This window comes from Acinetobacter tjernbergiae DSM 14971 = CIP 107465 (assembly GCF_000374425.1).
Lineage (GTDB): Bacteria > Pseudomonadota > Gammaproteobacteria > Pseudomonadales > Moraxellaceae > Acinetobacter > Acinetobacter tjernbergiae.
Genome location: NZ_KB894374.1, coordinates 28,148 through 42,629, shown reverse-complemented (window position 1 = coordinate 42,629; position 14,482 = coordinate 28,148). Strand labels below are relative to the sequence as shown.

The window sequence follows — 14,482 nt, the reverse complement described above, 5'->3', positions numbered from 1 at the left end:
GTAGATGACATTTTTTTGACACTTTTAAGGCAGTTTGAAGACAGTTTTAATTCTGTAAAATTATGAAAAATATAATGATAAATTAAAAACTCCTGATATTTAGTCAGGAGTTTGTCATATTTGCATTTATCAGGATGATGCTTTTCTTTTTTCTAGTATTTTTCCAAAAATTAAACCTAACTCAAATAGTATCCACATTGGCACAGCAAGCATAATCATGGATAAGGCATCAGGTGGCGTGACAAACATTGCAACGAAAAAACATCCAACTACAATAAAACGGCGTTTTTCGATTAGGGTTTGGGTGCTGACGACACCAATCAAAATAAGCACTAAAGTAATAATTGGAATTTCAAAGGTAAAACCAAAGACTAAAAATAGCTTTAAACAGAAACTTAAATAACTATTAATGTCTGTCATTGGTGCAACGGTTTCAGGTGAAACGCTAATAAAGAAATGCAAGATTGCAGGTAAGGTAATGAAATAGGCAAAAGCAACACCTAGGTAAAACAACACAATACTACCAAACAGTAATGGAATAGCTAAATGTCGTTCTTTTTCATAAAGCGCAGGTTTTATAAATGACCAGATCTGATAAATGATGTAGGGCATTGCCAACATAAATGCGACAAACAAATTTAACTTGAACGGTGCCATGAAGGTTGCGGTAACATCCGTTGCAATCATTGTTGAGGATGCAGGAAGCTGTTGTCGTAAGGGTTCAGAAAGCCATTGATAGGTTTGATTTCTAAAAGGTAGCAAACAGAAGAAAAGAAAAATGGTCACACCAACAATTTTAAATAAATATTGGCGCAATACGATCAAATGCTGCATCACAGGCATTTGTTGGAGATTTTCTTCAGGATTAACTGAGGTAGCAGGCAATTGGCTCATACGGCAATCTTTAATTCTGTATTAAATTTTTCTATTGATAGATTCAGTTCAATATCTTTGGAAAATAAATGTTGATGTTGATGTTGATGTTGAATACTAAAAGGAACAATTGAACTTGAAACATAGGGAATATAATGGATGCTATCCAATGATTCGGTCGATATCTGTTCTGAAGGCTGAGTTTTTAACTCATCCAATTGCTTTTGCAATCTGCGTTCAAGTTCAGTTATTTTCTCAATTTCTTTTTGCATTTCTTCACGAAATTCAGAAAGTTTTAGCTCACGATCAATTTCATTCTGAATATTGTTGATAAACTTTTTAATTTTTCCGTACCATTTCGCCACAAAACGAGCAGCTTCTGGCAATTTATCAGGACCGAGTACCAACAATGCAATCACTGCAAAGCAAAAGATTTCGGTCATTCCCAAATTCAGCATAATGGTACTCGCTTAGCTTTTTACTGAGCTTTCAGTATTCTTAACCTGAGCATCAATCGTACGAGGTTCATTTAGAGATGTCGTAGTTTCTTCTTCTTTCATAGATTTTTTAAAATCTTTCACTGCACCACCCACATCTTTACCTAAGTTTTTAAGTTTTGATGTACCAAACAATAAAATAACGACAATTGCAAAAATCACCACATGCCAAATTGATAAACCAGCCATAATTGTATTCCTATAAAACTTTAGTTATATCTCAACAGTTTGGCATGACAAAGATGTGACACTTATATTGCAATTTTGCGACAAGGAGTTGTGGGGATTCATATTGGTGAATGGATTTTTTTACTTTTTGGTTTGTAACCAATGCTTAATATTGTGAGGTGTTATTTGCTAACAAGAGAGTATTCTTTATTCAATCTTAATTTAAATCACTTGCCCTAGGCTTTAACTAGGGCAAGCTATTTTTAGACCAAACTTGCTTTAAATAGCTGCATGGCTTGACCACGGTGACTGATTTTATTTTTATCTACTTTGCTTAACTCTGCACTCGAAAGATTGAGTTCTGGCAACCAAAACAGTGGGTCATAACCAAAACCATTTTCGCCACGAGCCGATTCTAATATTTCACCTTTCCAAATACCTTGGAAAATCTGTGGCAGTGGATCTTCGGCATGAGTGACCAGTGCCAATACACAGACAAACATGCCTTCAATGGCTTCGCCATCTTTACGGAAGGGTATAAGATCAGCCAACAGTTTTTGGTTATTAGCAGCATCATTACCATGCTCACCTGCATAGCGTGCAGAGTAAATACCAGGTGCACCACCTAGAATCGGAACACAAAGCCCTGAGTCATCTGCAAGCGCAGGTTTACCTGAAAGCTTAGAGGCATGACGTGCTTTGATAATGGCATTTTCAACAAAGCTGAGACCATCTTCGATGGCATCTTCAATATCAAGTTTACCTTGTGGAATGATTTCGATAGGAAGATTGAGTTGCTGAAATAGATGTTCAAATTCGGTAACTTTACCTTTGTTATTACTTGCAAGCACAAGGCTGCTTTGGTTGAGCCATGATTGAGTAGACATATCAGTTTTAGATGAGTTTAGATTGAGTGGAATTTTAGGGTGTTTTTATTGAATAGGGTAGTGCTGAATTATCACATTCTGAAAGCTAAGAGGAATTGCTCTTTTTCCCCATATCTTTAAATCTGTGTAGATAAGAAATCTTTTAAATCGTTTATGAACTCTTTAAATACATCATCTGGTTCAGAAGGTGTATATCCTTCAAAACTTAAGTAGAATTGGTCATCATAGTAATTTAATAACTCAAAAAGATCTTCATTCTCTACAGCCTTAGATAAAGCCAAGAGCTTCTGAAGAAAAGGAAATAGAAGCTCTTGGCTTTTGACTAACTCTAGATGTTTTTCAACATAATCTTTTAAGAAGTTATTGACTGATTCTTTTATTAAACCTGTATTAAATAGATTTCGGGATAATTGATTAAAATAGGTTGTAACTTGTTCTGGTGTTGATAGAAAGCATATTTCTAAAGCTAAATCATTCGATGGATCTTTTTCTAATGCCTCAATTGCCCATCTTTGGATTTCTTCTGGAGTTATTGTTTCCAATTCTAGTTTTACTTTGAATATAGCTTTTTCTATATCGTACATTTAATAAACTTAATTCAGAATGAATGTTATCACTATAATAAAAAACCGACTATCACAAGTCGGTTTTTTATCACCCAATAGATCTAAATCAGATTATTGCGCTTGAATCCATTTATCGGCACGGTCACGTGCGGTACGGATTTGATCTTGAGTTAAGTTTGCAGCCAACGCTGTTTTCTTACCTTCAGAAAGGCTAATCACTTTGGTATCAAGCATGCCATCACGCGTTGAAAGCTCATACCACTGGTAAGCGCCAACAAAGTTTTTCTTCTGCTCTTCCATCATTGCAAGATTGAAACTTGCGCGATTATCACCATTACTTGCCGCTTTCTCAAAATATTTACGCGCTAAAGTTTCGTCTTTTTTGATGCCAATACCATCTGCATACATACGACCAACATTTAACTGCGCCGCAGATAAGCCTTGATCTGCTGCTGCCTTAAATAAAGAAAAAGCTTGTTTTTCATCTTTCGCAACGTCTTTACCAAATTGGTAACGCGTTGCTAAATAAAACTGTGCCCCAGCTTGACCAGATTTTGCTGCGCTTTGTAATTCACTGATACTCATGACTGAATATCGCGCTGCCTGTGTTGCCACAGATTGTGGTTGAGCAACATAGTCAGCGTGCGCTTGTATACTGATCAGACCAAATAAAAATGTGCTGATTAATGTCTTTTTCATAGAGCGCTCACTCGATAAATTGCGACTTCACCAAATAGGTTCGGCATATGCTTGCTGAGCACACTACCTTGTTGGTCACCATTAACGGCAAGTCGATTAATAATTTTAATCCGATTCTCAGCACATAAGGCTTCAAAGTCTCGGAAAGTACATAAATGAATATTCGGGGTGTTATACCACATATAGGGTAACGCTTCCGAAACAGGCATTTTTCCTTTTATTGCAAGAAAAGAACGAGTCTTCCAATACGCAAAGTTTGGAAAGGTAATAATTGCCTGTTTACCAACACGTACCATATCCCGTAATAATACATCGGGTGCATCTACAGCTTGCAAAGCTTGTGCCATGACCACAGAATCAAAAGATTGGTCGGCAAAACGGCTTAAACCTAAGTTTAAGTCCTGTTGAATAATATTTAACCCCCGACTGATGGCAATTGCAATCTTTTCTTGATCAATTTCTAAGCCATAAGCACGAATATTGTGCTGTTTGCTCATATGAGCAAGCAATTCGCCATCACCACAGCCTAAGTCTAATACGCTAGAGTTCGGGCTGATCCATTTCTCAGCGAGTCGTTGATCTATACGCATTAGTGCTGCTCCTGCGGTGTAGCTTGCAACTGTTGTTCTCCACCTAAAAATGCACGTAGTGTTTTTACATACAGTGGAATAGGGAATAAGAACGAGTCATGACCTTGTTCAGCATCAATGTCTAAATAGCTGACAGGTTTATGATTATCAATCAAAGCATCCACAATTTCTTGTGAACGACTTGGGCTAAAACGCCAGTCAGTGGTAAAGGAAACCACTAAAAATTTGCATTTCGGCTGACTCATGGCTTTGGTTAATGAATGCTCATATTCACGAGAGGGATCAAAGTAATCCAATGCCTTGGTCATAATCAAGTAGGTATTTGCATCAAAATTACGGCTAAATTGTTCGCCTTGGTAACGCAAATAACTTTCGACTTGGAATTCAACATCAAAACCATACATAAATTTGCCCGACTTTAGATCACGACCAAATTTTTGTTTCATGGCTTCTTCAGACAGATACGTGATATGACCGACCATACGTGCCAAAATTAAACCACGTTTCGGGTAACTATCATTTTCTAAATAACGCCCATGATGAAAATCAGGGTCAGACAGAATGGATTGGCGAGCAACCTCATTGAAGGCAATATTTTGTGCAGAAAGTTTTGGCGCACTGGCAATAATCACACATTTCTTTAAACGATCAGCATAGTCCAAAGACCATTGTAAAGCTTGCATGCCCCCCAATGAACCGCCAATAATGGCAAACCAAACCTCAATTCCTAACACATCTGACAGCATCGCTTGGGTTTTGACCCAGTCACGAACTGTGACCAATGGAAAATCTGGGCCATACGGTCGGTTTTCATTTTCCGGGTTGGGTGAGGTTGGCCCTGTTGAACCATTACAGCCACCAATATTATTTAAAGAAACAATAAAGAAGTGATTGGTGTCAATGGCTTTTCCTGGACCAATACAACTGTCCCACCAGCCTGCTTTTTTATCATCTTCATGATGATAACCCGCAGCATGATGATGTCCTGACAGTGCATGACAAATCAGGATCGCATTGGATTTATCTGCATTGAGTGTTCCATAGGTTTCAACCATTAGATCGAAGCGTGGCAAAATACGCCCGCATTCAAGATGTAATGGTTGCTCAAATTGAAATTTTTGTGGTGTGACTAAACCCACTGAATCCGATGGAAAAGACACTGTAATGATTCGCCTTATATTTAAAGTCCCTCTTAATAAAAGAGGGATTTAGGAGGATTTGAAAATAAATAAAAGGATACCAATTCAGGTATCCTTTCCAAAGTCATTTTTTCTGATATTACAACTCAGCTTTACTTAGACTACGGCAGCCCCAACTTGCTCAGTTGTCAGTACACCTTGCTCAATCAAGCGGTTGGTACATGCAATAATCGCTTCGATTGATGACGTTACAATGTTGTCATGAATCCCTGCACCAAATGCGCTCTTACCTGTACCTTTGACTTGAAGCTCAATCAACGCAAGTGCTTTGGCATTCGCTCCAGAACTGATACTGCGCTCTTCATAGTTTAAGACATCAATTGGTAATTGTAATGCATCTAACATTGCCGAGATTGGGCCATTGCCTTCGCCACGTAAACGTTGGATTTGACCATCAATCTCAATGTCTAATTCAATGATTTGTTTGCCATCAATATCAGACAATTGATAATGTTTGGTTTGGTAATGACTATTTTTCACATCCACATAGGTATTTTGGAATAAAGTCCAAATTTCATGGGCGTTGATTTCTGTGCCATTTTCATCGGCATATTGCTGCACGATTTGGCTGAATTCAATTTGAACACGGCGTGGTAATGCCACGTTGTAATTTGATTCTAATAAGTATGCGATACCACCTTTACCTGATTGGCTATTCACACGGATCACCGCATCATAGTCACGACCTAAATCTTTAGGGTCGATTGGTAAGTAAGGCATATCCCAGATTTCTTCATTTTTCTGGAACTCAAAACCTTTCTTAATTGCATCTTGGTGTGAACCAGAAAATGCAGTAAAGACCAAGTCACCTGCATATGGATGACGAGGGTGTACAGGTAAACCTGTGCATTCTTCAACGGTTGCAATCACTTCATTGATATTTGAGAAGTCTAAGTTAGGTGCGACACCTTGGGTATACATATTCAAGGCAATTGCCGCAACGTCGACGTTACCTGTACGTTCACCATTACCAAACACACAACCCTCAACACGGTCTGCACCTGCCATGATTGCCAATTCAGAGGCTGCGATACCACAACCACGGTCATTGTGACAGTGAACTGAGATAATCACGCCATCGCGACGCGCCAAATTACGGTGCATCCATTCGATTTGATCGGCATAAACATTTGGTGTTGAAACTTCGACTGTTGCAGGCAAGTTCAAGATGACTTTATTGGTCGGTGAAGCTTCCCAAATTTCAGTGACGGCATCACAGACATCTTTGGCAACGTCTAATTCTGTTGCAGAAAAACATTCTGGGCTGTATTGAAAAATCCAGTCGGTTGCAGGATATTGCGCTGCATACTCTTTCACTTTATTGGCTGCATTAATGGCAAGTTGTTTTGCGCCGTTTGCATCTACATTCAATACTTTTTGACGGAAGGTGGGTGAGTTAGAGTTATAGATATGTACAATCGCACGTTTAGCATCAATCAACGCTTCAAAAGTACGTGCAATCAAATGATCACGTGCTTGGACTAAAACCTCGATATACACATCTTCAGGAATCAAATCTTCTTCAATCAATTTACGAGTGAAATCGAAGTCAATTTGTGAAGCAGATGGGAAACCAATTTCAATGTGTTTGAAGCCGATTCCGACCAACATTTTGAACATTTTTAATTTTTGATCCATATTCATCGGTTCAAAAATTGCTTGGTTACCGTCACGAAGGTCGGTACTCATCCAAATCGGCGCTTGGTTAATTTCATTATTTGGCCATTGGCGATCTGGTAAATCCACACGTTGATACATACGGCGGTATTTTTTGCTTGGGTCAGCCAACATCATGAGATAACTCCTTGTTATAGCTTGGATTGCAAATTCAGATTAAATGCAATGTGCTATAAATATATATGGTGTCTATAAGAATCAATTTAAAGCGAATCGGGGATTGAATACCTAAAAATTAGGTTAAAAAATTTATACGCGCGCAAGGCGCAGCATCAGCAGTGCATGACGATGGTTTGAATAAGACGGAGAGCTAAAGCCGTGATTTATTTTCATTATCTACCATTCAAATGCGTTATTTGGTTATGCAGTGATATGAGTCACCTAATAGACATCAGTCTAGGTGAAAATACAAGCGACTGCAAAGGTCTGTAACTTATTTTAATTCGAATGGATGGAAAATATTTCCCTATTTTTTGCGTAATAGTGAAAAATGAAGAAAATATTTTCCGTAAATACCCTTAGATTCGATAAATGTAGTCTTGGTTGATGTCTTTTATGGTTGCTGTTCCCATGAGTGCCATCGTAATTTCGAATTCTTCTTTCAACATCCGTATGACATGCGCCACACCAAGTGCGCCTGCTGTTGCTAAACCATAAATATAGGGACGACCAATCAATATGGCATTTGCACCCAAGGCAATTGCTTTGAACACATCCGTTCCACGTCGAATACCGCCATCGAATAGTACAGGATAATCAGCAGGAACAATTGCTCTGATTTTTTCTAATGCAATTAAAGGGGGGATGGTGGTATCAACAATACGTCCACCATGATTTGAAACGATGATTCCTGCAACACCATAATCAAGCGCTTTCTGAGCATCAGCAGGGTGTAAAATTCCTTTTAAAATAACGGGTAACTGGGTATTTGCAATGACCCATGCAATATCAGACCACTTTGGCGCGATTTGCATTAAACCTTGAAACAACTGACTTTCGGATGGAGATACATCAGGAAAACTCAGGTGTGTAGGCGTATGTGGGTGCTGCATATTTTTAGGTAATTGGAAGAATAATTTGCGTTCTCGATCTCGAATACCAACATGCGGAGCATCGACGGTGATGACCAGTGCGCGATAACCTGATTGTTCAGCTTGTTTGATTAAAGCCAATGATTTTTCTCGAGAACCCTGCCAATAAAGCTGAAACCATTTATATGGATTATGGTGCGTGAGTTCATCCATTGCGGTATTACTAAAAGTACTGAGGATGATATTACTCTGCATCACTTCGGCAGCAAGGGCAGAAGCAGCCTCTGCTTGTGGGTGAAAAAGTGCTTGATGACCAATCGGTGCTAAAAAAATAGGATGAGGATATTCCAAACCAAATAAATGAAAACGGGTATTCCCCTGTGTTAAATCATTTAAATGTCTCGGAATTAGTTGAATATTTTGAAATTGCTGGCAATTATTTTGCACACTAAGTTCATGCATTGCACCACCATTTAAATATCCCCACACATCTTCAGGAACATGTCGCTGAGCTTGTTGTTGATAGTCGTGAATGGTTTGAATATATGCAGGAATTGCATCTAATGGCGGTAATGGTCTGTGCTGAGACATTATAAATTGCCCCATTGTCTTAATAAATTATGATAATGACTGGTCAAGCTTACAACTTCTTCGGTGTCTCCCAATTGTTGTCTAAGTTTGATAATGGTCATATCGAGATTAAAGAGCATGGTTCGTTGCCAGTCATCTTTCACCATACTTTGAATCCAAGTAAAAGCCGCAATTCGGCTGCCTTGAGTCACTGGCTCAACGCGATGTAAACTGGTTGCTGGATAGACAATTGCATCTCCAGCATCAAGCTTAACTTCATGGCTGCCATAGGTATCTTCGATGACTAATTCACCACCTTCATATTCATCAGGTTCAGATAAGAAAACGGTAATAGAGACATCGGTACGAATCATTTGCCCAGTTTTTGTTGAATATTGAATTGCATTATCAACATGATTGCCATAGTTACCTTGACTTTGGTAACAGTTAAACATGGGCGATAAAATATGCTGGGGGAGAGCCGCTGAGCGAAGCAGTAAGTTTTGTTGTAAGGCATTTAAAACACAATGGCTGATTGAAGGATATACATCACTATGCACATCAATTTGTAAATTGTTTTTAATTTGTTGAGCTTGTTGTCCCGCACTTTGGATACCATTAACCCAGACTGATGCTTGTTGTATTTGTTGGCGTAGTTCAGCAACTTGTTGTTTATTTAGTACTTCGGGGATATGCAACATCATATTTAAAATCTTCCAAAAAAATACAGCCTGTCGAAAGTATAACTTTTCTGACAGACTGTGTTCATGTGTTAAATCATTAATGATTTAACAGATCGATTTAGAACTTATAGTTAAAGCTGAGAGACGCTGAACGTGGTTGGCCAAGCGTTAAACGGGCACCACTATTATTGAGTGAGCTAATGTATTCTTTATCTGCAAGATTGTAGACGTTTAAGGTCATGGATGCATTTTTGTTAAAGGTATAGGCTGCCATTGCATCAAATACCACATAAGATGGTACAACAGGCATATTAGCTAGTGCTGTGCTATCTGTAATCACACGTTTTTGTTCATCAACATAACGTGCGCCAATCCCTGCTTTAAAACCTGCAACGCTATACGTTGTCCATAATGTTGCAGTCCAATCTGGTGACCAACGAACAGAGTCTGTTGTAGTTTTCACACCAGTTGTCGAAAAACTTTGCTGGTTTTTTTGCTCAGTTTTCATGTGAGCGACGCCGGCAGAAACATTCCATGCACGTGTAATCTGACCAACAGCACCTAATTCAATCCCTTTGACTTTAGTTTTACCTTCTTGCACCGATACTAAAGTAATTGGATCTTGGGTAAACTGATTTTCATTTTCAGTTTGATAGGCAGCAGCAGTTAGTATAAGTTTATCATCGTTTAAATTCCATTTTGTACCAACCTCATAGTGATGCGTTTCTTGTGGTTCGGCTACAGAACTATTTGCACCTGTTGTTGATAATGTAAAGTTTGCAGTACCCGGTGGGGTGAGTGATTTTGCATAAGAGGCGTAAATACTACTTTTAGGCGTAGGCTTGAATACACTACCAAGTTTCCAACTAACCAAAGTATCATGTGCTTTTAAGTTGGTCGGAACTTCAGTTATTTTGAGTGTTGTATTATCAGTATTTACTGCGAGCGCATCGTATTCAGTATGGTAATAATCAACACGCGCACCACCATTTAATTGGAAGCGTTCACCAAATTTGAGCGTATCAAATAAGTAGAGTGCAGCAGTGTCAGTTTTTCCATTTGCATATGCGCCAGTAGAGACTAACTCAGGTAATATACTATTACGATCAGGGGTGTATAAGTTGGCAGCAGGAATGGTGGGTGCTTTTTTCCCAGGAGTTTGCGTGCTAAGGGTCTTATTAGATTGCTCTTCCTGTAATAATTCCAAACCTGCAACAAGATTATGTTCAATGATGCCTGTTTTTACATTGATATTAAATGTGCTTTGATTGGCGAGTATTTTATTTGTTTGATCTAAGCCTTGACGAGTACGGTTAACTGACCATGAATTTTGATCTTTAGGCTTACTTAAATCACTAATAACTAATGCATTAATGCCTGTTAAGACACGTTCCATTTCAGTTTTACCAAAACGTGAGATATTGGTAAATTTGATATTTTCAGAGAGATCACTTTCAATTTTTGCAGAGACCATATTGGCTGTAATATCTTCATGGTCGTTGACATTGCCATAAAAGTTTTTACGGTTCACAGGATTTGCTGCATTGACCGCGGTATTAATAGCATCTCGATTTGCTTGCGTTAAAGTGGTATCGGTATTGTTATAATAGAAACCATCCATACCAATGCTAGGAATACCACCATCAGGGATGTTATTTTGTTTGATATGTTGTGAATATAGATAGAAACGTGTGTCAGAATCTAAACCGAAAGCGATAGAAGGTGCGATTGCCCAACCATTTTGTTCAATATAGTCACGACCTTCAACGCCACCTTGTTGCCCCATAACATTCAAACGTACAGCCGTACTTTCATTGATTGCTTGGTTAATATCGGCAGCCAAACGACCATGTTCTGCGGTGTTGTATGTTGCTGAAACTTCGCTGCTGTTTTCCGCATGTGGTAACTTGGTTGATAAATTGATGTAACCACCCGCACCACCACGACCTGCTTCTGCACCAGATGGACCTTTGACCACTTCAATTTGTTCAAGGTTATAAACATCACGGCTAATTGCACCAATGTCACGAATACCATCGACATAAATCGAGTTTTTGGTATCAAAACCACGCATTTGGAAAGAATCTCCCGCGCTGGTATTACCATTTTCACCTAACTGTAGGGTAATGCCTGGTGTGTTACGCAAGGCATCTGTCAGTGAAGTTGCACCTTGTTCTTTTAAAATTTCTTTTTTGATGACACTGATGGTTTGAGGTGTATCAACCAAAGGTTGTGTGTACTTTGGTGAACTCACTTTATCCGCTTTATAAGTATTTTCTGCATTCACTTCAATGGTTGGAAGTTTAGCAACATTTTCTTCTTTAGTCGCAGCATGACTAGCAAAAGGTAAACTTGCAGCAAGTGCAACTAACTGTGTCGTACCGATATGTTTACGACTTTTAATCTTTGCCATTGAGAGAACCCCTGAATTGAAGTGATGAATGACAGAATTTTCGATCTTGTAAATACTTTTACAAAAAAGCAGTAAAAGTGGATAGATTGTTAAGCTATGTAACAATTTGTGAGAAGTCTAATGATAATTATTATCGTTATCAATGGCTTTATCTGTTATGGGATGACCCGTATACGCTTAACCAATTGATATTTATTATTTAAAAATATAATTGATATTAACGATTCTTATTGTGATGTGAATTAATAATAATGATTGATTTAAATAAATTATTGTTTTAAATGAATAAATTTTTGATATTGAATTTTTAAAATTATCTTTTTAGTCATAAGTGATGAAAGCTTAAATATAATTTTTTTGATTTATACGAAAAATAGGGAATTTTTATCATCTAATTTTGTATATCTCGAAAGTTGTCATATAATGTGGCACTTTAAAAAATTGTTACTACTAACTATATATCGAGGAAGCCATGCAAGTAACGACTGAAGCGGTTTCGGGCGTTGCCCGTCGTTTAAATGTTTCTGTACCGACGAGCCGCGTTAACGAGCAATTTGAAGCTCGCTTACAACGCACTGCCAAAACTGTGAAGATCAACGGCTTCCGTCCAGGTAAAGTGCCTTTAAATGTTGTACGCCGTGAATATGGTGCAAGCATTTATCAAGAAGTGGTAAATGACATCATTCGCGACAGCGTATTTGAAGCAATTCAACAAGAAAAAATCAATGCAGTCGGTATGCCGAACATTGAAAAAGTTGAAAACAAAGATGATGCTTTAGTTTTTGAAGCAACTGTTGAAGTTTATCCAGAAGTAGAAGTGAAAGCTTTTGCTGATTTGGAAGTTGAACGTAAATCATCAGAAATCAACGATAAAGACGTTGATGCAATGATCGAAAACTTACAAAAGCAACGTCAAACTTGGGCTGTAACGAAAGGTATGGCGAAGAAAGACATGCAGGTAACTTTCGACTTCGAAGGTACTGTTGATGGTGAGAAGTTTGAAGGCGGTGCTGCTGAAGACTTTAAACTCGTACTTGGTTCAGGTCGTATGATTCCAGGTTTTGAAGATGGTATTGTTGGCATGAAAGCTGGCGAAGAGAAAGTGATTGATGTAACTTTCCCTGAAGATTACCAAGCTGAAAACTTAGCGGGTAAAGCGGCTCAATTCAAGATCACGGTAAAGCAAGTTGAAAAAGCGAAGCTTCCAGAAATTGATGCTGAATTCTTAAAAATCTTTGGTTTGACTGAAGAAGAAGGCGTAGACAAGTTAAAAGCTGACGTTCGTAAGAATATGGAACGTGAAGTTCGTAATGGTCTTCGCAACCAAATTAAACAAGCTGCATTTGATGCACTTGTTGCTGCAAATGAGATTGAAGTTCCAACTTCAATGGTTGCTCAAGAAATTGACCGTCAACGTCAACAAATGATTCAACAATTTACGCAACAGTTTGGTGCTCAAGGTGCAGGCGCATTTGATAGCAGCATGCTTCCAGATGAGTTATTCAAAGAGCAAGCTGAGAAATCAGTAAAACTTGGTGTATTAGTGAGTAAAGTATTAGCTGATGCTAAACTTGAAGTTGATCCAGCACGCGTTGAAGTTTATATTAATGACATGGCTTCTTCTTATGAAGATCCAACAGAAGTGATTGAATACTTTAAAAATGACCAGCAACAACGTGCTCAGATTGAAGCTGTTGTATTAGAAGACCAAGTCGTTGATCATATTTTAGCTGCTGCTAAGGTGAATGATGTTGCTGTAAGCTATGAAGACTTATTGAAAGAACAACAAGCTCGCCGTGGCTAATTTTTTAAAAGTTCAGAAGAAAGGCGCTTAATGCGCCTTTTTTATTCGTGTTATGAAAGTGTTAATTTGTCAAAAAATTGCCAAATTTTAGTCCAAATAATCGAATATTTCGAGTTGAACCTTTTGCAATTTCATTGATTATCCCTCATATTGTTGGCATAGATCGAGTCACAATAATTTAGGAATAAGTAAACGTATGTATGTTCCAACAATTGAAAATGCTTTAGTTCCTGTTGTCGTTGAACAATCATCTCGTGGTGAGCGTTCATTTGATATTTATTCACGTCTATTACGTGAGCGTGTTATTTTCTTAACAGGTGAAGTTGAAGATAACATGGCGAACTTAATCGTTGCGCAGATGTTATTTTTGGAAGCTGAAAACCCAGAAAAAGATATTCATCTTTATATTAACTCACCAGGTGGTTCGGTGACTGCGGGTATGGCAATTTATGACACCATGCAGTTTATTAAGCCAGATGTGGTGACTTATTGTATGGGGCAAGCAGCATCTATGGGTGCATTCTTACTCAATGCGGGTGCAAAAGGTAAGCGTTATTGTCTTGAAAATGCACGTGTGATGATTCACCAACCATTAGGTGGTTTCCGTGGTCAAGCATCTGATATTGAAATTCATGCACGTGAAATTCTCTTTATCAAAGAGCGCTTAAACCGCTTAATGGCTGAACACAGTGGTCAGGATTATGAAACTGTTGCGCGTGACACAGATCGTGACAATTTTATGACTGCACAAGCAGCCAAAGAATATGGTTTAGTTGACCAAGTATTGAGTAAACGTCCCTAATTTTTAAGATTTAAGTTGTGGAG

General features: G+C 38.3%; 14 protein-coding genes. 2 read left to right on the top strand and 12 right to left on the bottom strand.

The genetic code is table 11. The features are described 5' to 3' along the window. Nucleotides 1–129 precede the first annotated feature (129 nt). From tatC to C502_RS0114915, 12 genes are all read right to left on the bottom strand, one after another. Nucleotides 130–894 carry a twin-arginine translocase subunit TatC gene (gene tatC, locus C502_RS0114970; protein WP_018679611.1) on the bottom strand — a complete coding sequence of 255 codons (765 nt, stop codon included), beginning with the start codon at nucleotides 892–894 and terminating at the stop codon, nucleotides 130–132. After that, nucleotides 891–1,331: a Sec-independent protein translocase protein TatB gene (gene tatB / locus C502_RS0114965; protein WP_018679610.1), complete on the bottom strand. Its 441-nt coding sequence runs from the start codon at nucleotides 1,329–1,331 to the stop codon at nucleotides 891–893. The genes tatC and tatB overlap by 4 nt, the downstream gene beginning before the upstream one ends. A 12-nt stretch (nucleotides 1,332–1,343) precedes the next feature. Then, nucleotides 1,344–1,559: a Sec-independent protein translocase subunit TatA gene (gene tatA, locus C502_RS0114960; RefSeq protein ID WP_018679609.1), complete on the bottom strand. Its 216-nt coding sequence runs from the start codon at nucleotides 1,557–1,559 to the stop codon at nucleotides 1,344–1,346. A 242-nt stretch (nucleotides 1,560–1,801) separates the two neighbouring features. Beyond that, on the bottom strand, nucleotides 1,802–2,425 hold the full coding sequence (rdgB, locus tag C502_RS0114955) for an RdgB/HAM1 family non-canonical purine NTP pyrophosphatase (RefSeq protein ID WP_023274731.1): 624 nt from the start codon (nucleotides 2,423–2,425) through the stop codon (nucleotides 1,802–1,804). Between the two features lie 116 nt (nucleotides 2,426–2,541). After that, nucleotides 2,542–3,009, bottom strand: a complete 468-nt coding sequence (locus C502_RS0114950) for a hypothetical protein (RefSeq protein WP_018679607.1) — start codon at nucleotides 3,007–3,009, stop codon at nucleotides 2,542–2,544. A gap of 93 nt (nucleotides 3,010–3,102) precedes the next feature. Next, complete coding sequence (locus C502_RS0114945; protein WP_018679606.1) at nucleotides 3,103–3,690, bottom strand: tetratricopeptide repeat protein; 588 nt, start codon at nucleotides 3,688–3,690, stop codon at nucleotides 3,103–3,105. After that, nucleotides 3,687–4,280: a methionine biosynthesis protein MetW gene (gene metW, locus C502_RS0114940; protein ID WP_018679605.1), complete on the bottom strand. Its 594-nt coding sequence runs from the start codon at nucleotides 4,278–4,280 to the stop codon at nucleotides 3,687–3,689. The genes C502_RS0114945 and metW overlap by 4 nt, the downstream gene beginning before the upstream one ends. Further along, entirely contained in the window at nucleotides 4,280–5,440 is a 1,161-nt protein-coding gene (metX, locus tag C502_RS0114935; protein WP_018679604.1) for a homoserine O-succinyltransferase MetX, read from the bottom strand. Before metX ends, metW begins: the two co-directional genes overlap by 1 nt. Before the next feature lie 135 nt (nucleotides 5,441–5,575). Next, a complete protein-coding gene (leuA, locus tag C502_RS0114930) occupies nucleotides 5,576–7,273 on the bottom strand; it encodes a 2-isopropylmalate synthase (RefSeq protein ID WP_018679603.1) in 1,698 nt (565 codons plus the stop codon). Nucleotides 7,274–7,674: 401 nt separating this feature from the next. Then, nucleotides 7,675–8,778: an alpha-hydroxy acid oxidase gene (locus C502_RS0114925; RefSeq protein ID WP_018679602.1), complete on the bottom strand. Its 1,104-nt coding sequence runs from the start codon at nucleotides 8,776–8,778 to the stop codon at nucleotides 7,675–7,677. Further along, on the bottom strand, nucleotides 8,778–9,461 hold the full coding sequence (locus C502_RS0114920; RefSeq protein WP_018679601.1) for a Fe2+-dependent dioxygenase: 684 nt from the start codon (nucleotides 9,459–9,461) through the stop codon (nucleotides 8,778–8,780). The genes C502_RS0114925 and C502_RS0114920 overlap by 1 nt, the downstream gene beginning before the upstream one ends. A 97-nt stretch (nucleotides 9,462–9,558) precedes the next feature. Then, nucleotides 9,559–11,853 (bottom strand): catecholate siderophore receptor Fiu, encoded by a 2,295-nt coding sequence (locus tag C502_RS0114915; protein ID WP_018679600.1) that lies wholly within the window; start codon nucleotides 11,851–11,853, stop codon nucleotides 9,559–9,561. A gap of 472 nt (nucleotides 11,854–12,325) precedes the next feature. On the opposite strand from C502_RS0114915, the gene tig reads away from it, so the two are divergent. Next, nucleotides 12,326–13,657 carry a trigger factor gene (gene tig / locus C502_RS0114910; RefSeq protein ID WP_018679599.1) on the top strand — a complete coding sequence of 444 codons (1,332 nt, stop codon included), beginning with the start codon at nucleotides 12,326–12,328 and terminating at the stop codon, nucleotides 13,655–13,657. Nucleotides 13,658–13,853: 196 nt separating this feature from the next. Further along, nucleotides 13,854–14,459: an ATP-dependent Clp endopeptidase proteolytic subunit ClpP gene (gene clpP, locus C502_RS0114905; RefSeq protein WP_004877521.1), complete on the top strand. Its 606-nt coding sequence runs from the start codon at nucleotides 13,854–13,856 to the stop codon at nucleotides 14,457–14,459. Nucleotides 14,460–14,482 lie beyond the last annotated feature (23 nt).

Coding starts and splice junctions, on each gene's coding strand:
- tatC (WP_018679611.1), bottom strand. CDS start 894: ATGAGCCAATTGCCTGCTACCTCAGTTAATCCTGAAGAAAATCTCCAA.
- tatB (WP_018679610.1), bottom strand. CDS start 1,331: ATGCTGAATTTGGGAATGACCGAAATCTTTTGCTTTGCAGTGATTGCA.
- tatA (WP_018679609.1), bottom strand. CDS start 1,559: ATGGCTGGTTTATCAATTTGGCATGTGGTGATTTTTGCAATTGTCGTT.
- rdgB (WP_023274731.1), bottom strand. CDS start 2,425: ATGTCTACTCAATCATGGCTCAACCAAAGCAGCCTTGTGCTTGCAAGT.
- C502_RS0114950 (WP_018679607.1), bottom strand. CDS start 3,009: ATGTACGATATAGAAAAAGCTATATTCAAAGTAAAACTAGAATTGGAA.
- C502_RS0114945 (WP_018679606.1), bottom strand. CDS start 3,690: ATGAAAAAGACATTAATCAGCACATTTTTATTTGGTCTGATCAGTATA.
- metW (WP_018679605.1), bottom strand. CDS start 4,280: ATGCGTATAGATCAACGACTCGCTGAGAAATGGATCAGCCCGAACTCT.
- leuA (WP_018679603.1), bottom strand. CDS start 7,273: ATGATGTTGGCTGACCCAAGCAAAAAATACCGCCGTATGTATCAACGT.
- C502_RS0114925 (WP_018679602.1), bottom strand. CDS start 8,778: ATGTCTCAGCACAGACCATTACCGCCATTAGATGCAATTCCTGCATAT.
- C502_RS0114920 (WP_018679601.1), bottom strand. CDS start 9,461: ATGATGTTGCATATCCCCGAAGTACTAAATAAACAACAAGTTGCTGAA.
- C502_RS0114915 (WP_018679600.1), bottom strand. CDS start 11,853: ATGGCAAAGATTAAAAGTCGTAAACATATCGGTACGACACAGTTAGTT.
- tig (WP_018679599.1), top strand. CDS start 12,326: ATGCAAGTAACGACTGAAGCGGTTTCGGGCGTTGCCCGTCGTTTAAAT.
- clpP (WP_004877521.1), top strand. CDS start 13,854: ATGTATGTTCCAACAATTGAAAATGCTTTAGTTCCTGTTGTCGTTGAA.